This is a genomic window from Sinorhizobium sp. NFACC03, from assembly GCF_900103435.1.
GTDB lineage: Bacteria > Pseudomonadota > Alphaproteobacteria > Rhizobiales > Rhizobiaceae > Ensifer.
This window is the reverse complement of record NZ_FMXF01000017.1, coordinates 113,106-139,594: the sequence shown is the minus strand read 5'-3', so window position 1 is coordinate 139,594 and position 26,489 is coordinate 113,106. Positions and strand designations below refer to the sequence as shown.

Sequence of the window (26,489 nt, the reverse complement as noted above, 5' to 3'; positions counted from 1 at the left end):
TCTACGTCAAGATACCCTATAGCTGGCGAAACGATGGAGGCTTCGAATGGATCGCGTCGACAGGATACTGGCCCAATGGCATCGCGAACGGCCGGATCTCGACGTGTCGGCCATGGGCCTACTCGGTCGCCTCTCGCGGCTTTCGACCCATGTCGCCCGGGAGATCGAGAAAAGCTTTTCCGAACGCGGCCTCAGCGCGTCGAGCTTCGACGTGCTGGCAACGCTGCGCCGCTCCGGCGCACCCTACCGGCTCTCGCCCGGCGAACTTCTGGATACGACCATGGTCAGTTCCGGCACGATGACCAACCGCATCGACCAGCTGGAGAAGGCGGGACTGGTCGAGAGGATCGCCAATCCCGAGGACAGGCGCAGCGTCATCATCGCACTGACGGAAGAAGGGTTGCGCCGTGTCGATGAGGCGGCAACCGCCCATGTGGCGAACCAGCATCGCGTTGTTTCCGAGCTCTCGCCGGAGGAGCGCGCGGCGCTCGACGGGTTGCTACGCAAATATCTTGCTGCCTTCGAGTAGCCGCGGCTAGATACGGGCGACGAGCCGGCGCACACGCGCCAGATGCGCCTTGCGCTTGGCGTCAGTCGCCCTGTCCATGTCGTGCAGGCTGAGCATGCGGAAATTCAGCCCCTTGGCACAGAAGGCGGCGATGCTACGCTTCAACAACCGCTTCACCGGATTGCCCATATAGAGGTGCACCACCCACTAGGGCGAGCCGGTCGTGGTCAGCGCCCAGAAGACTTTGATGTTGTGAAGGCGCGGGATGATGCGGCCACCGGCTGGGTCATTGTCGAAGGCGACGCCCGGTGCGAAGACCCGGTCGAAGAACCCCTTGAGGATCGCCGGGAAATTGAACCACCACTGCGGAAAGACGAGGACCATTCCATCGGCTGCCTGCAGCCGCTTTATCCAGTCGGCGGCTGCCGATCGATCATAGGCGTCGCTGAAATAGCTGCCGCGCTCCGCCACGCTCAGGCGCGGATCGAAATCCTCGCGATAGAGATCGAGCAGGTCGACGGAATGGCCGCTCGCCTCCAAAGCAGCACGCGCTTCACGCGCCATGCTCGCGGCAAAACTGTCTTCGAGCGGGTGAGCAAGCACGAGCAGAATATGCATCTGTTGTTCCTCATTCGTAGGCTGGGGCCGAAAACGAAGGCAAGCTTTTGCCCGGCTAACGAGGCGGAACGGCCTTTTTCGATCGAGCCTTGAGAGCGAGTTCATCGAAGACGGATGGCGACCGGCGCAAAGGCGGAGATGAGCTTAGCCGCGTTGTCTTCGGCCGCGTCTCGCGAATGAAGCTGAAGGTCGTAGCGCTGCCCCTCATGAATGCGGTGAAAGTCGTCTGCGGCGCTGCCAATTGGCCGATCGGACCGAAGCGTTTCTCGTCGCACGAGTTCCGCGAGCTCACAGTGAAGCGCGACAAAGTAGACATCGAAGGGTTCGAACATCACCGCCAAATCAGCCGCCCAGCCGGGCTCCTCGAGAATATGCTCCAGCAGGAGACTGTTGCCGGCCGAAGCATAGGCAACCACCGAGCGATGGAACCCTTCGAAGAAACGGGCACGATGGTCCCTCCAGCGAAAATCTCCGCGCCGAAATCTTTCCATCGGCAGCATGCCCGAGTCGCGCAGATGGTCGATCGAGACGTGCCAGAACGGTTCGCCGATCTGCGCCTGGACCGCGCGCGCCAGCGTGGATTTGCCGCTGCTGGAGGCACCATGGATGAAGATGATCTTGGCTCGTTCGACCATATCCGACTCAATCTCCGAGGGAGCGAACGCTGGCGTTATGCCACCTCCGTGACAGCAGGATGAAACGCGCTAGAGCGTCCTTTGTGCGTTCATCTGAACGCACAAAGGACGCTCTAGAACAGGCTACCCTGCTTTGGCGGGTCTGCCGCCGGCTCCGTGGGCTTCTGCTGCTTCTTGCGCGGCGCCGACGGCGGAGAAACCGGTTCGCTCTCCCCCTCGCCCGCAATCGCCGAAACGCGGCCATCGGCGAATTCCAGGCTGAGTGCCATGCCGGCGGAGACGGCCGCCGCTTGGCGCACAGGACCGCCATCGGCATCGCGAACCAGCGCGAAACCGCGCTGCAGGACGTTGCGATAGGAGAGCGACTGCAGGATGCGATCCTGGGCGACGATGACGCTGCGAAGGCGGCGCACGTCGGCGCGCACGGCAACGTCGGACCGGGCGGCAAGGCCTCCGACGCGATCGGAGGCGCGATGGATCTGGCCGATGAGGCGTGAGGGCAGCGCGCGCAGCGCAGCATCCGCCGCCTGGACCCGCGCCTCGCCGCGATGCACCTGCCGCTCGACGATGCGCTCGGCCTTGTTCATGGCATCGACCAGACGCTGGCGGCGCTCCGAGAATTTGCCTTTGAGAAGATCGGCACGCAGCTCAGGCGAGACGCGCTCGAACTGGCGGCGCTTGTTGGCGGTGTTCATCTGCAGGCCACGACCGAGGCCGAGGGCGGCCTCGTCGAAGCGGCGGCGCGGGAGCGCCAGAAGCTGATCGAGAGACGGCAGGGCGCGTGCCAGTGAACGCACCGCCTGGCGGCGATTGTCCATCTGCCGCCCGACCGCCGCCTTGAGACGCGCCGAAAGGCCGGAGACCCCGGCTTCGAGATCGGCCTTGACCGGTACCGCCATTTCCGCCGCACCCGTCGGCGTCGGCGCCCGCTGGTCGGCGGCGTGATCGATCAGCGTCCAGTCGGTCTCGTGACCGACGGCGGAAATCAGCGGGATCTCGGAGGCCGCCACAGCCCGGACCACCGCCTCGTCGTTGAAGCCCCAGAGGTCCTCAAGGCTGCCACCGCCGCGGGCAACGATCAGCACGTCTGGCCGGGCGATCGGCCCACCGGGCGCGATGTCGTTGAAGCCGCGGATCGCCGCCGCCACCTCGTCGCCAGAGCCGTCGCCCTGGACGCGCACCGGCCAGACGACGACATGCACGGGGAAACGGTCGGCAATGCGGTGCAGGATATCGCGAATGACAGCGCCCGTCGGCGAAGTGACCACGCCGATCACCTTGGGCATACAGGGCAGTGACCGCTTGCGGCCGGCATCAAACAGCCCTTCCGCAGCCAGCTTGCGCTTGCGTTCTTCGAGGAGCGCCATCAACGCGCCGGCACCGGCCGGCTCCATCGTTTCGATGACGATCTGGTATTTCGACGAACCGGGGAAAGTCGTGACCTTGCCGGTCGCGATCACTTCCATGCCCTCTTCCGGGCGGAAGCGCAGGCGCGAGAAAGTACCCTTCCAGATCACCGCATCGATGCGCGCCCGGTCGTCCTTGAGCGCGAAATAGGCATGGCCCGACGAGTGCGGGCCGCGATAGCCCGAGATCTCGCCGCGTACGCGCACCTGATCGAAGGCCTGCTCGACCGTTCGCTTGATCGAGCCCGAAAGCTCGGACACCGAATATTCGGTGAGGTTGCTCGGAGAATCGCTGTCGAAGAAAGAAGCCATGGCTTCTTTTACCGCACCCTTCGCCGAAGGCCAGCACATCCGTTGCGCTTTCCAACGCCCCAAGCGGCCGACGCCGCTTACGGTTTCAGCGCATAGAGGCGAATGGGCGAACCCTCGGAAACCGGAAGGGGCGAAAGGAACGCCGGCACGCGCCCGGCGGCAAGCTCAGCATAGAAGCCTTGTGGCGCCCGCGCGGCGATCATTCGCGCCTGCACGTCCGCAGCGCAGAAGGCCAGGACCGGATGTCCGAGCTGGCGCAACATGGCCGCCGCGTCCTCGGCCGGTGCCAGACCGATCTTCAGCTCCATGAGCATGCCGGCGGCATTGCGATGGTAGGGTGCGCTCAGCACGCGGTGCTGGGTGCGGCGAAGCAGGGTTGCACCGATATCCGATGGCCCGACAATGAACGACGGCGGCAAGCCTTCCAGATCGGTCAGCGATGACGTTGTCAGGCACGCCTTACCGTTCGAGGTTGCGGTTTCACCCGCCACAACTCCTCCGATTCCCCTGTCGACAAGAACCCCGGCAATGGCCCAAACCGCTGGAACCGAAATGAGAAGCGTGCCGACATAGAGCAGAGACGCGCCCACGCCTGCCGTTCCGCCGTTTGAGCGGGCACGCAGATTCGAGAGCAGCAACGCGATCGGTACGATCGCCAGGAGATTGGAAAAGGCCATTCCGCGTACCTGGATGAGCGCAATCATCAGGCTCGAAGACACAAGCGCGAAGAGGATGAGGTTGAGATCGACCCTGTCGCGACGCCAGATGCGCCAGGCACAGAGAAGCGCGGCAAAGGCACCGGTGAAGTAGTAGGCGCCGATGCTCGCGGGTTCCCCCGTTGCAACGGCTGCGAAAGAGCGCGCTTCGGTGACGTTGTCGAGCCACAGCTCGCGGAGCAACGGGTCAAGCGCTGCCAAGGGATTGCCCAGGCATTGCGGCGCCACCCACAGTGCCACGACAATGACCCCCAGGCCGCAAGCGCCAAGGGCAAAACACCGCACGACAGTCGACCGACGGCTTAGCGTGGCGGCGGCAAGCGCCAGCAGGCCGCCTCCGGTCAGCGCCAGCGAGTAGAAGGCGATCGAGAGGTTGTCGCAGGTTGCGGCCAGGTAGAGGCGCGGCGGTACCGTCACGAAGAAGAAGAGGCTCAGGCTTGCAGCGAGCGAAAGGCCAAAGGCAACGGTAGCCTGCGAAGCCTGTCGGCCGACCCAAACCCACTGGCAGGCAACGACCGCGCAGACCACAGCCACAAACGGCGTCGTTTCCGCACCAATGGCAATCGCCAGCGCCGCCGCCAATCCTGCAATGGCGTAGCTCGACGCGCGAAACTCTCGATCGACCAGCGTTGCTGCCATGGCTGCGACGAGTACCAACTGCACGTTGTGGTGATCGATCGAGCCGCCAAGGAAGCGATTGGTGGTGACGATGAAGATCGTGGTGAGTCCCAGGCAGAAATGCATCGCCGCCACGCCACCGGCACGACGGCCGGCCAGGCCCATGGCCGCCAGCAACGGGATCGCAAGCGAAATCGGCCAGAACCCCAAGGCCAATGTTTCAGCCTGCACCGTCCCGACGAACGGCCTGAAGACGGAAATGAGTGCGGCGATCGGCAGGTCGATGAGGCGTGACCAGTGCATCAGCGTGCCGCCTTCCAGGCCGAGGCGGGCTTGCGTCAGGTCGAACCAGCTCTGGCCACCGAGGAGATCGCGTACCTGAACCAGACGCATGACATCATCATTGTCGCGGCCAACATAGTCGGACGCCATCAGGTACCGGGCGACAAGGACGAGGATGGTGGGAGCGCCGTAGACGAACACCATCGAACGCAGGCTCGACCAGAACGGCCTCGGCGCGTTCTTCGAAATCGCCTCGGAAAGCGTCGCCGTCCCGTTCGCCATGGATCCTCGCCCGTCTCGATCACATCGCAACCTAACGACGAGCGCTCAAAAAAGCGTAAAGCCCGCGACAATTGGGGGAGCCTGCGCGCACGGACGTGGCCCTTGGCGTCTTGTTAACACCCTGATGCCTATGATGGCGCCGATCCAACATGAGCCGAGCCACCCGGATGTTCGACCGTTTCAACATCGCCGTTCTGCTGCCTTGCTACAACGAAGCGTCGACTATCGGGCAAGTGGTTCAGGGCTTCCAGGCGGCGCTGCCGTCAGCGCACATCTATGTCTACGACAACAATTCGACGGACGGCACGGCCCTGAAGGCCATGCTTGCCGGTGCGACCGTCGTGCGCGAGCGCCGGCAGGGCAAGGGGCACGTGGTGCGCCGGATGCTCGCCGATATCGATGCCGACATCTATGTCATGGCCGACGGCGACAGCACCTATTGCCCGACGGATGCGGAAGATCTGATCCGCACCTTGATCACAGAGCGCGCCGACATGGTCGTCGGGACGCGGCGCGGCGTCCACAACGACGCGGGCAGACAGGGTCATGCGCTCGGCAACAGGCTCTTCAACCTTCTCTACCGATCGATGTTCGGTACGGATTTCAACGACATCTTCTCCGGCTACCGGGTCTTCTCGCGGCGGTTCGCCAAGAGCTTCCCTGCCATTTCCAACGGCTTCGAAATCGAGACGGAGATGTCCGTCCATGCCTCGCGGCTGAAACTGCCTGTCGCAGAGCTTGAACTGGACTATGGCCGGCGACCCGACGGTTCCCATTCCAAGCTATCGACATACAAGGACGGCGCCAAGATCCTCTGGACCTTCGCAATGCTCATGAAAGAAACGCGGCCTTTCACGTTCTTCGGACTCATTGGCATGGCTTTCCTCTCGACGAGCGTCGGTTTCATGATGCCGGTGTTGCTCGAATATTTCGCCACCGGGCTCGTGCCGCGCATGCCGACCTGGGTCTTCGCGCTGGCCATGCTGATGGTGTCGATCATCATGTTCACGGCGGGCCTGATCCTCGATTCCGTCTCACGGGCCCGGACCGAGCAGCTTCGCCTTCACTATATCGCAACCGCCGCACGGGCCGCTCCCCTCGACAGCGCGAAGGGCGGCCTCGGTTTGTCCCAGACCGAGGATTTGGCGATCGGAACGCAGGCACGGATCGTTCGGGAACGTCACGGATGAACCGGGAAACAACCAACCGCATACGCTTCATCATCGAAGACGTCATACCGCCGATCCTCAGGGATTCGCGCCTGTTCAAGGGCATGGCGAGCCTCGCCTGGGGCAAGCACATCGCGCATCTCGCGGAGTTTCGCGCACGGGCGCCGTTCCTGTCGGCACGCGAATACGAAGACCTCTATCGGCGCCATCCGAGGGTTCACGAGGGAACGGACAATTCCGAAGCCTGCGTACGCAAGATCGCCGCAAGCATCGCCGGCGACAGCGTCTGCGACGTCGGCTGCGGAACCGGCGTTCTGTTGAAACGGATCCGCGCTGCCAATCCCGAGGTCAAGCGCCTGACAGGCGTCGACTTCGCCATCGACGACGCGGCCCGGATCGAGGGCGTGGAATATCACGCGGCGATGATCGAGGACCTGCCATTTGCGGATGGCGAGTTCGACACCGTCGTCTGCACCCATGTCATCGAACATATCCTCGACTATCGCAAAGCGATCTCCGAACTTCGACGGATTGCCCGCCGGCGCCTGATCATTGTCGTGCCACGCGAGCGCGAGTATCGCTACACCTTCAATCCGCACTTCAATTTCTTCCCCTATACCCACTCCTTCCTTCGCGCGGTGCATCCGGTGCCAGCCGAGCACGAGTGCATCGATATCGGCCGCGACATCTACTATCGCGAAGACAAAGCTCTGGCGGTGTGAGACGTGGCGATGAACCTCAATCTTCAGCCCGCCGTCTGTTTCGGACTGTTCTTCACGCCGGTGCTGATTTCGGCCGGTCAGATCCTCTTCAAGCTGACAAGCGCCAAGACCGGGGATGCCAACGCGCAAGGGCTGCTGGCGCTGGCCCTTAACCCGACATTGCTCACCGCCTTGGCCGTCTACGGCATCGGCACGATCATCTGGATCTTCACGATCAAGTCCGTGCCGCTGACGATCGCCTATTCGTTCATGGCGCTCACCTTCTGCATTGTGCCGCTGCTTGCCGCCGTCTTTCTCGGCGAGGCGGTAACGCTGCGCTACGCCCTCGGTGCCGCGCTGATCATCGGCGGCATGATCATCATCAACTCGTAAGGATACCCGGGACCATGATCGTCACCGCCTCCTTCCTCCTCGGCATCATCACATGCGGTCTGCGCTCTGCGCGTGTCTGCCTGCTGGTCGGTGCGGTGTTGCTGGCTTTGGCGGGTGCCAGCGGCAGCTGGGTCGAAGCGGCGGCAGCGATCGGCGCCTATAATATGGGCGTCGCGTTGATGCTATGCGGCGCCATCGCAGTCGGCCTGCAGCGCGACAGCCGCTAGAGCGCCGCGCGTTCAGACGAACGCACAAAGGACGCTTTAGCACTTATCCTTTTCGCTCGAAAAACGCCTTGGTCTCCTCGTCCGCAGGGAAGAAGGATTCGATCAGCACACCCTCCACCAGCGCATCCTGGGTCGAGCCGAAGGTCTGCAGCGTGGTGATGAAGCTCAGCCGCAGGCCGCCGACATCGAGTTCGATTGGAAGAACGGGAAAGCGGTCAGTATCCGGATGGTTCTCGACCGCGCGCACCACCGCAGGATTGGAGGCGACCTTCTCCAGGCGTTTGCCGAGGCGGCTGCGCGGTCCTTGCAGCCAGGCCTCCGTGCGCACGCGCTGGACGAGATCGGCGGCCGCCGGCTCCCAATTGACGACCAGCTTGCGCACATTGTCGTTGCCGAGGAAGGTGTCGAGGAAATTTTCTCCCGGCTGGAACGGAATGTCGGCGGCGACGGCCAGGCTCGCCAGCGCCGGGTTGACCACCAGCAACGTATATTCGTGGTCGAGCACCAGGCCGGGATAGGGATCGTGGCGCGCCAGGATGAGCCTGATGGCATTGGCGACGGCCGGCGGCATGGCGTCCAGGCCTGCGGCCGACCGCGTCGCCATGCGCGGTCGATAGCCGGCTGCCGAAAACAGTGTCCCCTGGTCGCGGGCCGGGACTTCCAGTACCGAGGCCAACCGCAGGATCATGCCTTCCGACGGTTTCGAGCGGCCGGTTTCGAGGAACGAGAGGTGACGCGCCGAAATGCCGGCGGCAACCGCTAGGTCGAGCTGGCTCATGCGGCGGTGTCCGCGCCATTCCTTCAGATGTTCGCCAAACTGCATGTGTCGTGATTCTCCATTTGTCCGGCAGACTGGCGCGCGGGCCGAGTAAAATCCATTACGTCAGAGGTAATTGGTTTGATGACGTCATCGGCGCAACATCCGGCCATCGACAAACGGATGGAGCCGAAGATGACCTCTCGAACCGCAGCCTGCTCAACAAGACCTTCCTCGCCGACGGCGCCTTCTCACTCGCCTCCGGTGCCGTGCTGATCCTCGCAGCAGTGCCGCTGGCTGCACTGGTCAATGCCGCCGCAACGCCCTTCATCACGCCTGTCATGTTGAAGGCGTTGGGTGCCGGTCTGTTGATCTGGGGGATATTCCACCTCTCGGCGGCGCGCAATGGCGGCCCGGTGGCGGCCTCGGCGCGCATCAGCATTGCCGGTGACGTGCTCTGGCAGGTGGCCAGCCTGGCGCTGCTGCTCACGGCCTATGCCAATCTTTCCGCCGCGGGCATCGCCCTCGTCATTATCGGTATGATCGGCGTCTCCGACTTCCTATTCTTCAAGCTGCGGGGACTGGCGCGCGAGCGCGCCGCAATCGCCTGACGAAATCGCCTCAAGAGATCAGGAAAGCGGTCCGCCGGTCATGCCGGCGGACCTTCTCGTATTCTTCGATGGCCTCAGATGGTCTCCCAGCCATCCTTGGCGCTCGCGCGATAGATCGCGTCGATGAATTTCTGATTGAGACGCGAATTCTCGAGCGTCACCACTTCCTCGTCCTCACCCTTGGCGGCGCGCGAGAAGGCTTCCGCCTGAAGCTTGTACTGGCGGGCATCCTGGAAGCGGAAGAGCTGGGACTGGGCGTGGTTCTGGTTCGTCAATTCCACCTCCTCACGGCCGTAACGATCGGCGTTGAAGGGCGACTTCACCTCGATGAAGCCCTTGTCGCCATGGAAGACCATGACCTGGCGGGCGGCGAGCTGGGTGGAAATATAGAAGCTCAGCTCGAAATCGCCGAAGTCTGCCCGCACGCTAGAATAGATGTCCGTGCCGAATTCCGGATCGCGATCGGTGCTTGCCTGTACCCGCAGCGGCTCCTTGGCCGTGACGAAGCGGGTGGTGATCGTCGGGTACACACCGATATCCGGCAGGCCACCGCCGCCGAGCGCCGGAATATTGCGCATATTGTTGGGGTCGCGGTTGAAATAGGTGAAGGCGCCCTGGACGTGGCGCAGCCGGCCGATCGCGCCATCGGCCAGCAGCGAGCGCACCTTGCGCCAGACGGGGCTGTAGGTGACCATGAAGGCTTCGGCGATCACGACGCCGTTGCGGTCCCGCGCCGCGATCAGCGCGTCGATCTCGGAGGCGCGCAGCGCAATCGGCTTTTCGCAAAGCACATGCTTGCCGGCGTTGGCGGCCTTGACCGACCATTCCACGTGCTGTGCCGTCGGGAGCGGAATATAGACCGCATCGATGACGTCGGACGCCAGCATCTCCTCGTAGGAACCGAAGGCATGCGGCGCGGAGAAGCGATCGGCCATCGCCCGGGCTTTTGCGAAGTCGCGGCTGGCTACAGCCGAAACGACACAGTTTTCCGCGTCCTGAATGGCCGGCACGACGAGGTCGCGGCCGATCCGGGCCGTGGACAGAATTCCGAAACGTAACATGGTGGAGCTCCCTGATTTTGCGGCCGAGACTAGCGCCGAGGTACGTACCTATCAAGCGATTGATACCGTTCCGGCCGAGATTCCCGTTTCGCAGAAAAAAGCCGGCAGACGGGTGACAATGTCAGCTTTTCTGCCCTATCTTTCCCTTCGCAATCCTCCCGATCGCGATATGCTTTCATCCAGTCCAATGGAGCGAAACCATGGAAAAACTGAGACTTGGCCGTACCGACCTGACAATTGCGCCCCTTGTCTTCGGCGGCAATGTCTTCGGCTGGACCGCCGACGAAAAGACCTCCTTTGCGCTGCTCGACGCCTTTTTCGATGCCGGGTTCAACGCCATCGATACGGCTGATGTCTACTCCTCCTGGGCGCCGGGCAATCAGGGCGGCGAATCCGAAACGATCATCGGCAAATGGCTGAAACAGTCCGGCCGGTCGCGCGACAAGGCCGTCATCGTCACCAAGGTCGGCTCCGAACTCGGGCCCGACCGCAAGGGGCTTTCGCGCCGCTGGATCCTGCAGGCGGTCGAGGATTCGCTGCAGCGGCTGCAGACCGACCATATCGATCTCTATCTCTCCCATTGGCCCGATCCGGAAACGCCCTACGAGGAGACGCTGACGGCCTACGACCAGTTGCTGACCGAGGGCAAGGTCCGGGCCATCGGCGCCTCCAACCTGAACTCGCTGCAACTGCGCGAGGCGCTCGACGTATCCGCAAACCAGGGCCTGCCGCGCTATCAGGTGTTGCAGCCGGAATACAATCTCTACGACCGCGACGCGTTCGAAGGGCCGCTGCGCGATCTCTGCATTGCCGAGGAGATCGGCGTCATCAGCTATTTCGGGCTGGCGCGCGGCTTTCTCTCGGGAAAGTACCGGACGCACAAGGACCTCGAAGGCTCGGCACGCGGCAGCGGCGTCGAGAAATATCTTGACGGGCGCGGCATGCGCATCCTCGGCGTGCTCGACGACATCGCCGCCGACACCGGAGCGACCCAGGCGGAAATCGCGCTCGCCTGGATCCGGACGCGCAAGGGCGTCACGGCGCCGATCGCCAGCGCCACCAGCCTCGCGCAATTGGAGAGCCTCATTCGTTCTGCCGCACTGGAGCTGTCGGATGAAGCGATCCGAAAGCTCAACGATGTGGGCGAATGACGGGAGCAAAACCAACCCGATGGCATTGACGACACGCGCTGCGACAGCCGGCGACGAGGCGGACTGGCGCCGCCTCTGGGCCGGCTATGTCGCCTTTTCCGGCACCGATCTCGCCGGGGACATCATCGACCTCACCTGGAAGAGGCTGACCGATCCCTCGACGCCGCTTTTCGCGCGCTTGGCGATCCTCGACGAAAAGACGGTGGGCTTTGCCATCTGCCAGGAGCAGCTCGCCACCTTCTTCCGGCAACCGATCTGCTACATCGAGGATCTCTATGTCGATCCCGCCGCACGCGGCCAGGGCGTGGCACGGGCAATGATCGACGATCTCATCGCGCATTGTCAGGAGAAAGGCTGGGACCGGCTCTACTGGTACACCGAGGCCGACAATGCCATGGTGCGGCGGCTCTACGACCGCTACTCCGGGACCGACGAGCACGTGCGCTACAAGGTCAATTTCGGCACGTTCCTCAAATCCGGAAATCCGGCATAGGCCTCCGCATGGCTACCGGCCTGATTTGCCATGCCGGCCTTCGTCAGCAGCCCGCGCGGTTGGATAAAACTCGATATCCGACGCGCCGGCCGCTCGTGCCACTGGATGTTGAAGGCCCATAACTTCGGGAAAAAGCAAAGCGAGGCATAGGGCAGATGGTCGTGGATCCACCAGGCGATCGACTGCCAGCCGCCGATATCGCCGCGGCGATCCCAGACCCAGGGGATGACGATGCAGGCGCTGGCGCCGATGCATCCGTCGGCATCGCGCATGTCCCAGATATGGTCGGCGGCCGAAGCGGCATTGGTCGAGCAGTTGAGACCATTGGCATTGCCGAAGCCGTTGACGGCGCGGTTGCGGTAGCCTGAGCGAATGACGAGGCGACCGAAGGTCGCCTCTAGCGGCTCCAGCAGCTCCTCGCAGAGGCGGCGCCCGGCCTCGATCGCGAGATCCGGATCGTCAGGAATGTTCGGGATGCGATAGAAATCGGCGATCTCCGAATGCAGAAAGTCGCGGAAGAAGAAATTCCTGGACAACCGAACCCGGCCGAGATCTTCAAGTCCCTTCATCGAACCGGGCTTCTTCATCGTTTTCCTTTCTCATCCGAACAAACGGAGTGCGAGACCAATGACATTCCAAATCCGGCCCAACGGCGCCACCCGTTTCCACACCGCGGCTATCTGCTGTGCCGGAAGAAATCGATGAAGGCGCGCAGTGCCGGCCGCATCTGCCTGCGGCTTGGATAATAAAGATAGGGGCCGGCATAGGGTGCGCACCAGTCTTCCATGACACGCTCCAGCCGTCCTTCGGCGATCGCCGTTTCCACCCGCGACAGGAAGAGATAGGCAAGGCCGGCGCCGCCCATCGCCGCCTTGATGATCGGCCGGTCCTCGCCGAGGATCAGCGGGCCCTCGACCGATACCGTCAGCTCCTCGCCGCCCTTCTCGAACTCCCAGCGATAAAGCGTGCCGTTGGAGAAGCGTCGGCGGATACAACGATGCTCCGCCAGGTCGCGTGGGTGCTGCGGCCGGCCGTGGCGCTCGAAGTAGTCGGGCGAAGCGACGACGGCGCTTTCCAGCTCAGGCCCAACTTTGACAGCGATCATATCGGCTTCCAGGCTTTCGCCGAGCCTGATGCCAGCGTCGAAGCCTTCTTCGACAATATCGGTGAAGCCATCCTCATTGGCGATCTCCAGGACGATCTCCGGATAGAGGTCCAGGAACGCGCCGAGCCTTGGCGCGAGGATCAGATCTGCTGCAAACCGCGGCGCCGTGATGCGCAGATTGCCGGCGGGACGCTCGCGGGCGTCGGCGGCCGCTTCCAGCGCATGGGCGATCTCTTCCAGCGCCGGCGCCAGCCTTTCCAGCAGCCGGCGCCCCACCTCGGTCGGCGCGACGCTGCGTGTGGTGCGCGCCAGCAGGCGAATGCCGAGGCTCGCCTCGAGGCTGCCGACGGCGTGGCTGACGGCCGACGGCGCCACGCCGAGTTCTCGGGCGGCCCCGCGAAAACTGCCATGGGCGGCAACGGCGGCCAATACCGCGAGTTGAGAAAGCTGCGTTCTGTTCATTGATCGAAATAATAGAACAGCCCGTGAGAATTAACAGTGATTTTCAGCCGCCGCGTATGGCCCTATTCTTCAATCGTCGCCAACGTCTGGACGAAGCGAGGAGCTCGTCTGCGATGGCAACGAGGAACCGTCGCCCGCCATTCAGGCGCATCGGCGGTGTCCAGCCACCAATTCATGCCTCGGACGATAGACGCGCCCTCCCAGCGCGTTCGTTCCGACGCGTGACAGCCAGACAAAGGAAACGACATGAAGACCCGCAAACTCGGGAACGACCTTACCGTCTCCACCATCGGCCTCGGCTGCATGGGCATGAGTTTCGCCTATGGCGCAGCCAATGAGGCGGAATCGATACGCACCCTTCACCGCGCCATCGACCTCGGCATCACCTTCTTCGACACGGCCGAAGTCTATGGTCCTTTCGAAAACGAGAAACTGCTCGGCAAGGCGCTCGGTTCCATGCGCGACAAGGTGACGATCGCCACCAAATTCGGCTTCCGCATCGAAGCCGGGGTGCCGGCGGCCCAGGCGATCAAGGGCGTCGACGGACGGCCGGAGCACGCGAAGGCGGTGGCCGAAGCCTCGCTCAAGCGGCTCGGAACCGATGTCATCGATCTCTATTACCAGCATCGTGTCGACCCGGAGGTTCCGATCGAGGATACCGTCGGCGCCATGGCCGAATTGGTGCGCGAGGGCAAGGTGCGGGCCCTCGGCCTTTCCGAAGCGAGTGCCGCCACCATCCGTCGGGCCCACAAGGTTCATCCGATCGCCGCTGTCCAAAGCGAGTATTCTCTGTGGTCGCGTGACCCGGAAGCGGACGTGCTCGCCACCTGCCGCGAACTCGGCATCGGCTTCGTGCCCTACAGCCCGCTCGGGCGCGGCATGCTGACCGGCGCGCTGCGCAAGGCCGATGATCTGGAAGCCGACGATTTCCGGCGCTCGCTGCCGCGTTTCCAGGCGGAGAATTTCGACGCCAACGTCCGGCTGGTCGAAACGCTTCAAGCGCTGGCTGAGGAAAAAGGCGTGACCGCGGCTCAACTCGCGCTCGCCTGGGTCATCAACCAGAGTGATTTCATCGTGCCTATCCCGGGCGCCCGCAAGCTCGACCATCTGGAGCAGAATGCGGCCGCGGCAGGCATCCCGCTCAGTGCTGAGGAATCCAGCCGCCTCGCCGAAGCGCTGTCGCCGGCACTTGTCGCCGGCAATCGCTACACGGACGCCTCGCTGGCGCTCACCAACCGTTGACCTTGAGCGTTTCCAGGAGAAACGGAGTCTTGGAAACGCTCTATCTCTGTGTTTTCACCGAATTTCCTGACGGAAAACCGCTTCGCACTTTTCCTGGAAATGCTCCATTTCTCCCCGTCTTCCGCAGATGGCGGGGAGATTTCCCATCGAAATTCACGCCGGACGCACTACCTCTCAACCAACGGCAACAAATCCGGAGGAGCGGGAATGTCCGACGAGCAGGCGATTAGCGCGGTGGTGCACCTCTATGTCGACGGCATGGCCTTTGCCAACGAGGGCGCGCTGCGCAAGGCGTTTCACCCCGATGCGGCGATTATCGGCAACTACAAGGGCGCGCTCGAATGGACGACGCGCGACGGCTTCATCAAGACGATCATCGAGACGGGTGCAGCCCCCCCTGGAACCCAGCCGGAGATGGACGTGCAGAAGATCGATATCACCGGTGACACTGCAACCGTGAGGGTGGTCGACAGTTTCGCCGGCGAACGCTATTCCGATCATCTGTCGCTGGTGAAGATCGACGGGCGCTGGGTGATCGTCAACAAGGTCTTCCATCAGCACGCGTGATGACGGCACCCCCAGAGAAACCCGAGCCGACGGGCAGGCTCATCGGCATCGACCATATCCAGCTTGCCATGCCGGCGGGTGCCGAACCGGCGGCACGCGGCTTCTACAGCGGTCTCCTCGGCCTCTCGGAGGTGAGCAAGCCGGCCAATCTTCTCGCGCGTGGCGGCTGCTGGTTCGAACAGGGCAGCATCCGCCTGCATCTCGGCATCGACCAAGACTTCAGGCCGGCACGCAAGGTTCACCCGGCCTTTCTCGTCGACAATCTCGACCGCCTGACGCTGCGGCTCGAAGCGGCCGGTGTGACGATCGCCCAGGACGAGCCGCTTGCCGGCTACCGCAGATGTTATGTCCACGATCCCTTCGGAAACCGCATCGAACTGATGCAGCGCGTGGATTGAACCGCAAAACGAAAAGGGCCGCTGGATCGCAGCGGCCCTTTCGATTGATACGTGCTTGAGCCGGTTACGCCCGCAGAACGCCGCCCGTCGACTTCGTCACATTGGCGACGATCTTGGCGGTGAGCGCTTCAAAATCCTCGTCGGTCAGCGTGCGCTCGACCGGCTGGATGGTGACCTCGATGGCGATCGACTTCTTGCCTTCGTCAAGCGAAGCGCCCTCGAAGACGTCGAAGACGCTGACGCCGGTGACCAGCTTGCGGTCGGCGCCGGAAGCGGCGCGCAGGATGGCGCCGGCCTCGACCGCCTTGTCGACGACGAAGGCGAAGTCGCGCTTGACCGCCTGGAACGGCGAGAGATCGAGCGCCGGCTTGGTGCGGGTCGCCTTCTTCTTCGGTTCGGGCATGGCGTCGACATAGATCTCGAAGCCGCAAAGCGCGCCAGAGACGTCGAGCGCTTCCAGCGTCTTCGGATGGAACTCGCCGAAGGTGCCGAGAACGATCTTCGGGCCGAGCTTGATCGTGCCGGAGCGGCCGGGATGGTACCAGGCGGGACCGCCCGGCTCGAACTGGACGTTGCCCATCGCCACGCCGCAGGCTTCAAGCACGGCAATCGCATCAGCCTTGGCGTCGAAAACGTCGACCGGCTTGCCACCGCCCTTGGCCGCGTTCGACCAGAGACGGCCGGCGCCGTTCAGCGCGGCCGTGCCGCGGCGGATGCCGCCGGCAACGCGGCGCTGCGCGTCCGGCGTATCGCCTTCATAGGTGCCCGAGACCTCGAAGATCGCAACGTCGCCAAAACCCTTGTCGGCATTGCGCTGGGCGGCCGTCAGCAGGCCCGGCAGCAGCGACGGGCGCATGTCCGACATGTCCGAGGCGATCGGATTGGCGAGCTTGAGCGCCGGCGCGCCGCCGCCGAAGAGCTTTGCCTGATCCTCGGAGATGAACGACCAGGTGACCGCTTCCAGCATGCCGCGGCTTGCAAGCGTACGCTTGGCAAGGCGCGTGCGGATCTGCAGCGTCGTCAGGATCTTGCCGTTGACAGTGCCATGGCTCGGCAGCGGGGCCGCAACGATGTTGTCGACGCCGTGGATGCGCATGACCTCTTCGACGAGATCGGCCTTGCCGTCGACATCCGAGCGCCAGGATGGAACCGAAACCTGGAAGCGCTCACCCGAACCTTCGACACCGAACCCGAGCTTTTTCAGGATCGAGACGCTTTCTTCCGAGGAAACCTCGAGGCCGGTCAAGCGCTTCACCTCGGAAACCGGGAAATCGACGATCTTCGGCTGATAGCCGGCATAGCCGACCACTTCCGCCTTGGCGGCCTTGCCACCGCAGAGCTCGAGCACGAGCTCGGTGGTGCGCTCAAGGCCGGGCACCATGTATTCCGGGTCGACACCACGCTCGAAACGGTAACGCGCATCGGTGATGATGCCGAGCGTGCGGCCGGTCTTGGCGATGTTCATCGGATCCCAGAGCGCCGATTCGATCAGCACGTCGGTGGTGTTCTCGTCGCAGCCGGAATGCTCGCCGCCCATGACGCCGCCGATCGATTCGATCGCCTTTTCGTCCGATATGACGACGTTGTTGGGGCCGAGCTTGTATTCGCGCTGGTCGAGCGCCAGCACCGTCTCGCCGTCCCTGGCGCGGCGGACCGTCAGGTTGCCCTTGACCTTGGCGGCGTCGAAGACGTGCATCGGTCGGCCCTGGTCGAAGGTCATGTAGTTGGTGATGTCGACCAAAGCGTTGATCGGGCGAAGGCCGATCGCCAGCAGCCGCTGCTGCATCCACTTCGGCGACGGGCCGTTCTTGACGCCGCGCACGAGCCGCAACGAGAAGCCGGGGCACAAGTGCCTGTCTTCGCCGAGGTCGAGCGTCAGCTTCACCGGCGTTTCGCCTTCGACGGCGAAGGAGGGCGCAGGCCGTGCTTTCAGCGTGCCGAGGCCGGAGGCTGCGAGGTCACGGGCAATGCCGTAGACACTGGTGCAGTCCGGGCGGTTCGGCGTCAGGTTGATCTCGATCATCGGATCGTCGAGACCGGCATAGGCGGCGTAGCTCGTACCGACCGGCGCGTCAGCCGGCAGGTCGATGATGCCGTTGTGGTCTTCGGAGATCTGCAGCTCCTTTTCCGAGCACATCATGCCGCGGCTTTCGACACCGCGGATGGTGCCGACGGCGAGCGTCACGTCGATGCCGGGCACGTAGGTTCCGGGAGCGGCAAAGGCGCCGACGAGGCCGGTGCGCGCATTCGGCGCGCCGCAGACGACCTGGATCGGGGCGCCCGAGCCGGTGTCGACCATCAACACGCGCAGTTTGTCGGCATTCGGATGCTGCTCGGCCGAGACGACCTTGGCGATGACGAAGGGCTTGAAGGCGGCCTTGTCGTCGACGTCCTCGACCTCGAGCCCGATCATCGTCAGCCGCGCGCAGATCTCTTCCAGCGAAGCGTCGGTATCAAGGTGGTCCTTGAGCCAGGAAAGCGTGAATTTCATGATTTCACCTGTGTCCTAGAGCATTTTGCAGTCAGGAGGCATTCACCTGACGGCGCACAAATGCGGCAAAACAAAAAGAAAGAGCGGAAGCGCAAACGAATGTGAGCGCATCCGCTCTGATCAGCTGCGCGATCAGGCCGAGAGACCACCGAACAGCGTCGGCATGTCCAGCGGGCGGAAGCCGTAATGGGTCATCCAGCGAACATCGGCGTTGAAGAAGTCGCGCAGGTCCGGCATGCCGTATTTCAGCATGGCGATGCGGTCGAGGCCCATGCCCCAGGCAAAACCCTGGTACTCGTCCGGATCAAGCCCGCCAGAGCGCAGCACGTTCGGATGCACCATGCCGCAGCCGAGGATCTCCATCCAATCGGTGCCCTCGCCGAACTTGACGATCGGGCCGGAGCGGTCGCACTGTATGTCGACTTCGAAGGACGGTTCGGTGAAGGGGAAGAACGACGGACGGAAGCGCATCGTCACCTGGTCGACCTCGAAGAAGGCCTTGCAGAACTCTTCCAGAACCCAGCGCATGTTGGCGACGTTCGCCGCCTTGTCGATCACCAGGCCTTCGACCTGGTGGAACATCGGCGAATGGGTCGCGTCGGAATCCTGGCGATAGGTCTTGCCGGGGATGATGATGCGGATCGGCGGCTGCTGCGCTTCCATGGTGCGGATCTGCACCGGCGAGGTGTGCGTGCGCAGCACCTTGCGGTCGCCCTTCTCATCCGGATTGAAGAAGAAGGTGTCGTGCATCTCGCGGGCCGGGTGGCCCTCCGGGAAATTCAGCGCCGTGAAGTTGTAGTAGTCGGTCTCGATATCCGGACCTTCGGCAATCGAGAAACCCATGTCGCCGAAGATCGCGGTGATCTCGTCGACGATCTGGCTGATCGGATGAATGCGGCCGCGCTCGGCGGGCGACGAGCGGACCGGCAGGCTGATGTCGACGGTCTCTCGCGCCAGGCGCTCGGCGATCGCCTGATCCTTCAGCGCCGACTTGCGGGCGGCGATCGCGTCTGCGACCGTGGTCTTCAGCGCATTGATCTGCGCACCGCGGGTCTGGCGCTCTTCCGGCGTCATGGTGCCCAGCGTCTTCAGGAGCTCGGAGATCGAGCCCTTCTTGCCGAGCGCATTGACGCGCACGGCCTCGATCGATCCCTCATCGCCTGCGGCATCGATGTCCGCCAGCAGTATCCGTTCCAGTGTTTCCAGTTCGCTCATTCTGTCCTGCCTCGATGCGGGAATGGGTTCGGTTCTATATCGGCTCAAGTCTTCAGGAATGTGATCGCGCCGCGGTCGCAAAGAATGCCAGTGCAAAGACGCAGGGACGACGAAGCCGGAGGCCCGGCTGAAGCGTCGTCGGAAGGTGGAACCGGGGCAGTTCCTTTCGATCGTCTCGCACGTTCATCTCGCGAAATAAGAAAAACCCGCGCTAGCCCTGCCAGCGCGGGTTTCCCAACGAATTTTAAGTACGGTTTTGGGAAAACGCTGGCTTAACGGACAGCGCTTTCAAACTCGTTTGTCGTGCCGGCTTCCTTGAGGTAGGCAAGCGCCTTCTTGGAAGCTTCGACGAGGGCGCCGAATGCTGCCGGCTCATGGATAGCCATGTCGGACAGAACCTTGCGGTCGACTTCGATGCCAGCCTTGTTCAGGCCGTCGATGAAGCGGCCGTAGGTCAGGCCGAATTCGCGGACGGCAGCGTTGATGCGCTGGATCCAGAGAGCGCGGAAGTTGCGCTTGTTGACCTTGCGGTCGCGGTAAGCGAACTGCTTCGAACGATCAACCGCAGCCTTTGCAGCGCGGATGGTGTTCTTGCGGCGCCCGTAGAAGCCCTTGGCTGCCTTGAGTGTCTTCTTGTGCTTGGCGTGAGCGGTTACGCCGCGTTTTACACGTGCCATGTCATGATCTCCTTAACGTGTCCAAAATGCCTGAAAGTCTTAGAGACCGTTGGGCAGGTAGTTCTTGATGACCTTCTTGCCATCAGGCTCCGCGAGAACCATGGTTCCACGTGCGTCGCGGATGAACTTGTTGGAACGCTTGATCATGCCGTGGCGCTTGCCAGCAGCTGCTGCACGAACCTTGCCGGTAGCGGTGATCTTGAACCGCTTCTTGGCAGACGATTTCGTCTTCATCTTGGGCATTTTGCTACTCCATTGTTCTTAAGAATTCGAAACGGACAGACGAGGTCCATTTCCAGCGTTAAGAACGGCCACGGCATGCCCTGCCGGACCGTTCGGACGGGGGCTTATAACCGTACATGCCGAAAAGCGCAACTGGGGAATCGAAGATGGCGCTGCAAGCGGTGGCCGAACGCTTCCCCACACATCTCTAGCACGTTCGTCAGCGCATGCTCCAGGCGGGATCGCGCGGTCTGCAGCGGCCGCCGCCGGCCTCGAAGAAAAAAGCCGCCCGGAAGGCGGCTTTTTCAATTTGGTCTTACGACTGACGGCAGCGGCGGCTTAGCGCGGCGCCAGAACCATCATCATCTGGCGGCCTTCGAGCTTCGGCTCGGCCTCCACCTTGGCGATCGCCTGGGTATCATCCTTGACCTGGAGCAGAAGCTTCATGCCCAGTTCCTGGTGGGCCATTTCGCGGCCGCGGAACTTCAGCGTGACCTTGACCTTGTCGCCGTCCTCGAAGAACCGGTTCATCGCCTTCATCTTCACGTCATAGTCATGCGTGTCGATGTTCGGGCGCATCTTGATTTCTTTGATTTCGACGATCTTCTGCTTCTTGCGCGCTTCGGCCGCCTTCTTCTGGTTGGCGTATTTCAGCTTGCCAAGATCCAGAATCTTGCACACCGGCGGTTCGGAGTTCGGTGCGATCTCTACCAGATCAAGACCTGCTTCTTCCGCCATGCGGAGCGCCTGGTCGATCGGGACGGCACCGATATTCTGGCCTTCGGCATCGATAAGCTGAACCCGGGGCACCCGGATTTCCTTGTTTGAGCGCGGTCCCTCCTTGACGGGGGCGTCCGTTTTGAACGGTCTGCGAATGGTCGTACTCTCCTCGAGCTATTTCCGAAATGTTGTTTAATTCGTTCGCCGGCGCGATCACAAACGAAGCGCCTGAATCTGTCACCGACGGCAATGTGTGAATTGCGGCGCGAGAGTCAATAGCACGGCTTTCAAGGAAAATCACCACCTGTCGATACCAAGGCGAATCTGTTTTAGAAAGAAAATCGCCAGTTAAACGGGCTTTTGGAGATTACGGGCATGCACAATACGCCAGCCGAGACGGAAATCAGCTTCATCGAGGTCGGCACGGATGCGGCTCAGCGCAGGATCGCGATGCGCGTGCGCCACCCGGAGAAGCCATCGGGACAGCCGACGCTCGTCTGGCTCGGCGGCTACCGTTCGGACATGACCGGCACCAAGGCGGTCGAGGTCGAGCGCTATGCCATGGAACGGGGCGCGGCCTGCGTGCGCTTCGACTATTCCAGCCACGGCGCCTCCGGCGGCGCCTTCACTGATGGCACGATCTCGCGCTGGCTCGAGGAGAGCCTTGCGGTCATTGATCGGGCGGCGCCGGGCCGCGTCGTGCTGATCGGCTCGTCGATGGGCTGCTGGATTGCGCTGCGGGTCATCCAGGAGCTCAGGCAGCGTGGCGACGGAAACCGTGTCGCCGGCCTGGTGCTGATTGCGCCGGCGCCGGATTTCACCGCCGAACTGATCGAACCCAACCTGACCGAAGCGGAGAGGGCCTCGCTTGCCGAACGCGGCTTTTTCGAGGAACCCTCCGAGTACAGCCCGGAGCCGAACATCTTCACCCGCGCCCTCATCGAAGACGGGCGCGTGAACCGGGTGCTTGAGGGCACGATCACCACCGGCTGTCCGGTGCACATTCTGCAAGGCATGCGCGACCCCGACGTTCCCTATACCCATGCGCTGCGGCTGATGGAGCACCTGCCCTCCGACGATGTCGTCATGACACTCATCCGCGATGGCGACCATCGCCTTTCGCGTGAAGAAGACATCGCTAAAATGAAGCAGGCCATCGGCACGATGCTCGCCTGAGCCCGGGCGGGAGAACGCCCCGCCCCTTCCGCCGCAAATTGCCCCAAAACCGCGCTGCCCCGTGGACCGCCCACGATGCAAGGGTTTTCGCGCGCGCGGCCCCGCTTTTAACCATAAAATCCGATGTCCCGATTCCGGCGATTGACTCTGCCGCGCCGACGCTATTAACTCTTTATTAACGATTAGAGCAGCGACGGGGACGAACCTAAAGAAGCTGCCTTCAACTCAGGATTGCGCGAATACGTCCGGACAGGAAGAGCCCGGCATACCGCGTTGCAGGGGACTTGTATGGCGTCTTGGACTGGAGTTAAGGGAAGTATCGCGGCGTTCTGCGCACTTTTCATTTCAGCAAACACGGCAATTCCTGCACAGGCAGGTTCTTCTCCATGGATGCAGACCGGCTCGGCGACATCGCAGCCGATCGGCCACTACGAATTCTGCCAGAAGTACAAGAGCGAATGCAATGTGCGCTCCAAGGGAACGGTTGCTCCGCGCGTGACCGAACGCGGCTGGGCCACCATCCGGCAGGTGAATGCTGCGGTCAATCGCGAGATCACGCCGGTCACCGACCTGGAACTGCACGGCAGGGACGAAGTCTGGTCCTATCCGGACAACGCCGGCGACTGCGAGGACTTCGTGCTTGAGAAGCGCAAGCGCCTGATGAGCAAGGGCTTCCCGGCGAGCGATCTCCTGATCACCGTCGTTCGCAAGCCCGATGGCGAAGGCCATGCGGTGTTGACCGTCCGCACGGCGCAGGGCGACTTCATTCTCGACAATCTCGAAAACGGGGTAAGGCTCTGGACCAACACGCCTTACCGCTACCTGAAGCGCCAGGCCTCGAACCACAGCGGCCGTTGGGTCACCATCCAGAACGGCGCCGAAGTCGTCGTCGGCTCGGTCGGCAACTGATCCAAAGCAAAGTAAAGAGTTTCAAAAAGGGCCGGTCAGACCGGCCCTTTTTCGTATTTGCCGCTCACCCGTCACGCGTTGCCGATCAGGATGCCGGCCGCGAGCACCAGGCCACCGCCGAGCACCACCTGGAATGCCGCCCGCAGGAACGGTGTTTCCATATAGCGGTTCTGGATGAAGGCGATCGCCCAGAGTTCGAAGAAGACGATCACCGCCGCCGTGGCGGTCGCCGTCCAGAAATGCGGGATCAGATAGGGGAGCGCGTGGCCGAGGCCGCCGAGTGCGGTCATGATGCCGGAGGCAAGGCCGCGCTTGATCGGCGAACCGCGGCCTGAAAGCTTGCCGTCATCGTGGGCCGCCTCGGTGAAGCCCATGGAGATGCCGGCGCCGACAGAGGCCGAGAGACCGACGAGGAAGGTCTGCCAGGTATCCTGGGTCGCGAAGGCGGCGGCAAAGATCGGCGCCAGCGTCGAAACCGAACCATCCATCAGGCCGGCAAGGCCGGGCTGTACGTAAGTGAGGATGAACTGACGGCGCGACGTCTGGTCCTCTTCGGCGCGCACGTCTTGGGGCGTGTGCTCTTCGCCAAGCCGCCGGGCGAGCGATTCATGCGATTTTTCCGCGATCGCGAGATCGCCGAGCAGCTTGCGGGTGGCGGCATCCTGGGTTCTCGCCGCGGCCTCGACATAGAAACGGTGCGCCGCTTCCTCCATCGCTTCGGCTTCCTCGCGCGCCTTTTCGATCGGCATTTCGGCAATCAGCCAGTCGGGCTTGCGCTCGGGGAAGTCACGCACGTGTTCGCGCCGGACAAGGGGAATTCGGCTGCCGAAGCGCTGGACGTGCAGATCGATCAACCACTGCCTGTGGTGGCTTTCTTCCTCCGCCATCTCCTCGAACACTTTTGCCGAGTGGGGATATTGCTGCCGGAGCGCATCGGCATAGGCGAGATAGATGCGTCCGTCGTCCTCTTCGGACGAGATCGCGAGCGCCAGGATTTCCTGCTCGCTTAAGGAAAGAAAGGGGCGTTTGGAACGGGAGAAGAGGCGCGAAAACATTGGGAGAAAACCTTCTTTAGAATAATTCTAAAAATAGAAAACCGAGACGGCAGCGTCAAGGCCAAAGCCATGCAATCATGCGACAATCTCTCGACAGAGTGTCGCGGCTCAGCCACGATGAAGGCTCTCGCGAATTCCCTTCATTCCCGGAGCGATCGCCTCGATGAGGACCATCTATCCGCTTTCCGAAAGCAAGGACACGTTACTGGATCGGCTTGGAGCCAGGCTTGCCGCGCGGCTGCAAGCGCAGACATCCGGCTACGAGCCCTATACCCCTTCCGATCAGGAAACGCTCGCGCGCACGCTGCGCCCGGGCGACGTTCTCCTGATCGAGGGCAACCAGAGGGTTTCGGCGGCGATCAAGTATCTGACGCAATCGACCTGGTCACACGCCGCGTTCTTTGCCGGCGACCAGATGCCGTTGACGCTCGACCAGGCAACGCTGCCGGTCATCGAGCGGCCGCAACTCATTGAGGTCAATATCGGCGAGGGCTGTGTTGCGGTGCCGCTGAAGAAATACGCGTCGTTCAACACGCGCATCTGCCGGCCGATCGCGCTGACGCCGGATGATCGCACGGCGCTCGTCGGCTTCATGATCTCACGGCTCGGGATGAAATATGACCTGAAGAACATCCTCGACATGCTGCGCTATTTCATGCCGACCCCGCCGGTGCCGGTGCGCTGGCGGCGGCGCCTGCTTGCCTTTGGCTCCGGCGATCCGACGCGGGCGATCTGCTCGACGCTGATTGCTGCCGCCTTCGAGCAGATCCGTTATCCGATCCTGCCCGAGGTCACCCGCGCCCCCGGCCGGGCGGCTGCTACCTCGACCTATTCGCGCGAGGAGATCCTGCACATCCGGCACCATTCGCTCTATACGCCCAGGGATTTCGACCTCTCGCCCTTCTTCGCGATCGTCAAGCCGACGCTCGAATTCGGCTTCGACTACAAGCGGCTGCGCTGGAACGGCGACGGCGATCACCCGTTCAAAGGTTGAGGGCGAGCGCCTTTTCGCGGGCCATGAAATCGCGCTGACGATCGGTGATGTAATCGCGCACGATCGGCGCCGCATCGCGCGAGCGCGAGAGCTGCATGTGAAAGACGAGCTGGCTGCCGGTGCGGAACATCATCTCGGCGCTGATCAGATAGAACTCCCACATGCGGGCGAAGCGCTCGTCATAAAGCCCGATCACCTTGTCGCGGTTGGCCTCGAAGCGCGCGCCCCAATGGGCGAGCGTCGTGGCGTAGTGCACCCGCAAGAATTCGAGATCCGTGACCCAAAGACTGTTGCGCTCGACCACCTCGAAGACCTCCGAGAGCGCCGGCGAATAGGCGCCCGGGAAGATGTATTTCCGAAGCCAGGAGCTCGCCATGCCGGGGGGGCTCATGTGACCGATCGAATGCAGCACCGCGAGGCCGTCATCCGGCATCAGCGCATTCAGCTTCTTGAAGAACTCGTCATAGTGATGCACGCCGACATGTTCGAACATGCCGACCGAAACGATGCGGTCGAAGGGGCCCTGAACATCGCGGTAATCCTTAAGCTCGAAACGCACCCGGTCCCCTAGACCTGCCTTCCGCGCCCGTTCGGTGGCAAGCGCCTGCTGTTCCTTAGAAAGCGTCACGCCGAGCACCTGCACATCCGCGAGCTCGGCAAGATACATCGCGAGATCGCCCCAGCCGCAGCCGATATCGAGCACCTTCATGCCGGGTTCCAGGCAGAGCTTGGAGGCGAGCAGCCTCAGCTTGTTGCGCTGCGCTTTTTCGAGCGTCTCGTTGGGCTCGCGGAAATAGGCGCAGGAGTAGAGCATGTTCTCGTCGAGGAACAGCTTGTAGAATTCGTTGCCGAGATCGTAGTGATGCGCGACGTTCTGCTGCGCCTTGCCCTTGGGATTGGCCTGCTGCCGCTTGCGGAACCGCATCTTCACCGCCCGCAGAAGTTTCTGGATCGGATAGGACCCGAGCGACAACCGATTGATCGAGAAAAGCGTCAGGAAGTCCCTGAGCGTCGAGCCCTCCTCGAAGCGCATGGTGCCGTCCATATAGGCTTCGCCGGCGGCGAGTTCGGCGTTGAAGACGAGGCTGCGGTAGAGCTTCTTGTCCGTGAGCCGCATCGTCACCTCCGGTCCGGGCGTGCCGGAAAAGACGTGGCGCTTGCCGTCGGCGTCGATCACCGTCAGGCGACCCTTGCGAATGAACGACTTCATCATATGCGACAATGGAAACATGCAGGCCCTCTTGAGACAACTGTCGTATCAGCGCCGGCATCCTAGCACCCGTTTTTCGAAATGCTCCCCTTAAATTTCTGGTTGC

28 protein-coding genes and 1 pseudogene are annotated in these 26,489 nt (G+C 62.7%); 14 read left to right on the top strand and 15 right to left on the bottom strand.

The window, feature by feature from the left end:
- Positions 1 to 46: 46 nt before the first annotated feature.
- A complete protein-coding gene (locus tag BLU35_RS21080) occupies positions 47 to 529 on the top strand; it encodes a MarR family winged helix-turn-helix transcriptional regulator (RefSeq protein ID WP_058324561.1) in 483 nt (160 codons plus the stop codon).
- A gap of 6 nt (positions 530 to 535) precedes the next feature.
- On the opposite strand, the pseudogene BLU35_RS21075 reads toward BLU35_RS21080, so the two are convergent.
- From BLU35_RS21075 to BLU35_RS21060, 4 genes and pseudogenes are all read right to left on the bottom strand, one after another.
- A pseudogene (locus tag BLU35_RS21075) lies at positions 536 to 1,126 on the bottom strand (NAD(P)H-dependent oxidoreductase).
- 101 nt (positions 1,127 to 1,227) lie between these two features.
- Complete coding sequence (locus BLU35_RS21070; protein ID WP_093234351.1) at positions 1,228 to 1,761, bottom strand: chloramphenicol phosphotransferase CPT family protein; 534 nt, start codon at positions 1,759 to 1,761, stop codon at positions 1,228 to 1,230.
- Between the two features lie 113 nt (positions 1,762 to 1,874).
- Positions 1,875 to 3,479 carry an exodeoxyribonuclease VII large subunit gene (xseA, locus tag BLU35_RS21065; protein WP_093234377.1) on the bottom strand — a complete coding sequence of 535 codons (1,605 nt, stop codon included), beginning with the start codon at positions 3,477 to 3,479 and terminating at the stop codon, positions 1,875 to 1,877.
- A gap of 77 nt (positions 3,480 to 3,556) precedes the next feature.
- Positions 3,557 to 5,377 (bottom strand): hypothetical protein, encoded by a 1,821-nt coding sequence (locus tag BLU35_RS21060; RefSeq protein ID WP_286161574.1) that lies wholly within the window; start codon positions 5,375 to 5,377, stop codon positions 3,557 to 3,559.
- 149 nt (positions 5,378 to 5,526) lie between these two features.
- On the opposite strand from BLU35_RS21060, the gene BLU35_RS21055 reads away from it, so the two are divergent.
- Genes BLU35_RS21055 through BLU35_RS21040 form a run of 4 tightly spaced genes read left to right on the top strand, consistent with a single transcriptional unit; the run spans position 5,527 to position 7,867 of the window.
- Complete coding sequence (locus BLU35_RS21055; RefSeq protein ID WP_286161573.1) at positions 5,527 to 6,567, top strand: glycosyltransferase family 2 protein; 1,041 nt, start codon at positions 5,527 to 5,529, stop codon at positions 6,565 to 6,567.
- Entirely contained in the window at positions 6,564 to 7,268 is a 705-nt protein-coding gene (locus BLU35_RS21050) for a class I SAM-dependent methyltransferase (RefSeq protein WP_057247883.1), read from the top strand. Before BLU35_RS21055 ends, BLU35_RS21050 begins: the two co-directional genes overlap by 4 nt.
- 9 nt (positions 7,269 to 7,277) lie before the next feature.
- The gene (locus BLU35_RS21045) at positions 7,278 to 7,640 is read left to right on the top strand and encodes a DMT family transporter (protein ID WP_093234349.1); all 363 of its coding nucleotides are present in this window, start codon (positions 7,278 to 7,280) and stop codon (positions 7,638 to 7,640) included.
- Between the two features lie 14 nt (positions 7,641 to 7,654).
- Entirely contained in the window at positions 7,655 to 7,867 is a 213-nt protein-coding gene (locus tag BLU35_RS21040; RefSeq protein ID WP_057247881.1) for a hypothetical protein, read from the top strand.
- Positions 7,868 to 7,910: 43 nt separating this feature from the next.
- Here the strand turns inward: BLU35_RS21040 and BLU35_RS21035 are convergent, their stop codons facing one another.
- Positions 7,911 to 8,690 carry a helix-turn-helix domain-containing protein gene (locus BLU35_RS21035; protein WP_093234348.1) on the bottom strand — a complete coding sequence of 260 codons (780 nt, stop codon included), beginning with the start codon at positions 8,688 to 8,690 and terminating at the stop codon, positions 7,911 to 7,913.
- Between the two features lie 17 nt (positions 8,691 to 8,707).
- Here BLU35_RS21035 and BLU35_RS21030 point away from each other — a divergent pair, with 17 nt between their 5' ends.
- A complete protein-coding gene (locus tag BLU35_RS21030; protein ID WP_286161572.1) occupies positions 8,708 to 9,235 on the top strand; it encodes a hypothetical protein in 528 nt (175 codons plus the stop codon).
- A 74-nt stretch (positions 9,236 to 9,309) separates the two neighbouring features.
- On the opposite strand, the gene BLU35_RS21025 is transcribed toward BLU35_RS21030, so the two are convergent.
- Positions 9,310 to 10,296, bottom strand: coding sequence for a Gfo/Idh/MocA family protein (locus BLU35_RS21025; protein WP_093234347.1), 987 nt, complete (start codon positions 10,294 to 10,296; stop codon positions 9,310 to 9,312).
- 200 nt (positions 10,297 to 10,496) lie between these two features.
- On the opposite strand from BLU35_RS21025, the gene BLU35_RS21020 reads away from it, so the two are divergent.
- Positions 10,497 to 11,447, top strand: coding sequence for an aldo/keto reductase (locus BLU35_RS21020; protein ID WP_058326223.1), 951 nt, complete (start codon positions 10,497 to 10,499; stop codon positions 11,445 to 11,447).
- 19 nt (positions 11,448 to 11,466) lie between these two features.
- Positions 11,467 to 11,940, top strand: coding sequence for a GNAT family N-acetyltransferase (locus BLU35_RS21015; protein WP_093234374.1), 474 nt, complete (start codon positions 11,467 to 11,469; stop codon positions 11,938 to 11,940).
- On the opposite strand, the gene BLU35_RS21010 is transcribed toward BLU35_RS21015, so the two are convergent.
- Both BLU35_RS21010 and BLU35_RS21005 read right to left on the bottom strand, forming a co-directional pair.
- Entirely contained in the window at positions 11,892 to 12,527 is a 636-nt protein-coding gene (locus BLU35_RS21010) for a hypothetical protein (protein WP_057247876.1), read from the bottom strand. The genes BLU35_RS21015 and BLU35_RS21010 overlap by 49 nt on opposite strands.
- A gap of 89 nt (positions 12,528 to 12,616) precedes the next feature.
- Positions 12,617 to 13,507, bottom strand: a complete 891-nt coding sequence (locus BLU35_RS21005; protein WP_057247875.1) for a LysR family transcriptional regulator — start codon at positions 13,505 to 13,507, stop codon at positions 12,617 to 12,619.
- Positions 13,508 to 13,753: 246 nt separating this feature from the next.
- On the opposite strand from BLU35_RS21005, the gene BLU35_RS21000 reads away from it, so the two are divergent.
- The 3 genes from BLU35_RS21000 to BLU35_RS20990 all read left to right on the top strand — a co-directional run bounded on the left by BLU35_RS21000 (position 13,754) and on the right by BLU35_RS20990 (position 15,714).
- Complete coding sequence (locus BLU35_RS21000) at positions 13,754 to 14,749, top strand: aldo/keto reductase (protein WP_093234346.1); 996 nt, start codon at positions 13,754 to 13,756, stop codon at positions 14,747 to 14,749.
- A 207-nt stretch (positions 14,750 to 14,956) separates the two neighbouring features.
- Positions 14,957 to 15,316, top strand: a complete 360-nt coding sequence (locus BLU35_RS20995; RefSeq protein ID WP_057247873.1) for a nuclear transport factor 2 family protein — start codon at positions 14,957 to 14,959, stop codon at positions 15,314 to 15,316.
- Positions 15,316 to 15,714 (top strand): VOC family protein, encoded by a 399-nt coding sequence (locus tag BLU35_RS20990; protein ID WP_093234345.1) that lies wholly within the window; start codon positions 15,316 to 15,318, stop codon positions 15,712 to 15,714. The genes BLU35_RS20995 and BLU35_RS20990 overlap by 1 nt, the downstream gene beginning before the upstream one ends.
- 64 nt (positions 15,715 to 15,778) lie before the next feature.
- On the opposite strand, the gene pheT is transcribed toward BLU35_RS20990, so the two are convergent.
- The 5 genes from pheT to infC all read right to left on the bottom strand — a co-directional run bounded on the left by pheT (position 15,779) and on the right by infC (position 21,195).
- Positions 15,779 to 18,205: a phenylalanine--tRNA ligase subunit beta gene (gene pheT, locus BLU35_RS20985; RefSeq protein ID WP_093234344.1), complete on the bottom strand. Its 2,427-nt coding sequence runs from the start codon at positions 18,203 to 18,205 to the stop codon at positions 15,779 to 15,781.
- A gap of 132 nt (positions 18,206 to 18,337) precedes the next feature.
- Complete coding sequence (gene pheS, locus BLU35_RS20980; protein ID WP_057247870.1) at positions 18,338 to 19,420, bottom strand: phenylalanine--tRNA ligase subunit alpha; 1,083 nt, start codon at positions 19,418 to 19,420, stop codon at positions 18,338 to 18,340.
- A gap of 272 nt (positions 19,421 to 19,692) precedes the next feature.
- Complete coding sequence (gene rplT / locus BLU35_RS20975) at positions 19,693 to 20,097, bottom strand: 50S ribosomal protein L20 (protein ID WP_025425551.1); 405 nt, start codon at positions 20,095 to 20,097, stop codon at positions 19,693 to 19,695.
- Between the two features lie 39 nt (positions 20,098 to 20,136).
- Positions 20,137 to 20,340 carry a 50S ribosomal protein L35 gene (rpmI, locus tag BLU35_RS20970; RefSeq protein ID WP_025425550.1) on the bottom strand — a complete coding sequence of 68 codons (204 nt, stop codon included), beginning with the start codon at positions 20,338 to 20,340 and terminating at the stop codon, positions 20,137 to 20,139.
- Positions 20,341 to 20,658: 318 nt separating this feature from the next.
- Positions 20,659 to 21,195 (bottom strand): translation initiation factor IF-3, encoded by a 537-nt coding sequence (gene infC, locus BLU35_RS20965; protein ID WP_057247869.1) that lies wholly within the window; start codon positions 21,193 to 21,195, stop codon positions 20,659 to 20,661.
- A gap of 219 nt (positions 21,196 to 21,414) precedes the next feature.
- On the opposite strand from infC, the gene BLU35_RS20960 reads away from it, so the two are divergent.
- Together BLU35_RS20960 and BLU35_RS20955 are read left to right on the top strand one after the other, a co-directional pair.
- Positions 21,415 to 22,215: an alpha/beta hydrolase gene (locus BLU35_RS20960; RefSeq protein ID WP_093234343.1), complete on the top strand. Its 801-nt coding sequence runs from the start codon at positions 21,415 to 21,417 to the stop codon at positions 22,213 to 22,215.
- Positions 22,216 to 22,503: 288 nt separating this feature from the next.
- A complete protein-coding gene (locus tag BLU35_RS20955) occupies positions 22,504 to 23,124 on the top strand; it encodes a transglutaminase-like cysteine peptidase (RefSeq protein ID WP_058326218.1) in 621 nt (206 codons plus the stop codon).
- A 71-nt stretch (positions 23,125 to 23,195) separates the two neighbouring features.
- Here the strand turns inward: BLU35_RS20955 and mbfA are convergent, their stop codons facing one another.
- Positions 23,196 to 24,179: an iron exporter MbfA gene (gene mbfA, locus BLU35_RS20950; protein WP_093234342.1), complete on the bottom strand. Its 984-nt coding sequence runs from the start codon at positions 24,177 to 24,179 to the stop codon at positions 23,196 to 23,198.
- A gap of 163 nt (positions 24,180 to 24,342) precedes the next feature.
- Between mbfA and BLU35_RS20945 the strand changes: the two genes are divergently transcribed.
- Positions 24,343 to 25,173 carry a C40 family peptidase gene (locus BLU35_RS20945; RefSeq protein ID WP_057247865.1) on the top strand — a complete coding sequence of 277 codons (831 nt, stop codon included), beginning with the start codon at positions 24,343 to 24,345 and terminating at the stop codon, positions 25,171 to 25,173.
- Here the strand turns inward: BLU35_RS20945 and BLU35_RS20940 are convergent.
- A complete protein-coding gene (locus BLU35_RS20940; protein WP_093234341.1) occupies positions 25,163 to 26,404 on the bottom strand; it encodes an SAM-dependent methyltransferase in 1,242 nt (413 codons plus the stop codon). The genes BLU35_RS20945 and BLU35_RS20940 overlap by 11 nt on opposite strands.
- Between the last annotated feature and the right edge of the window lie 85 nt (positions 26,405 to 26,489).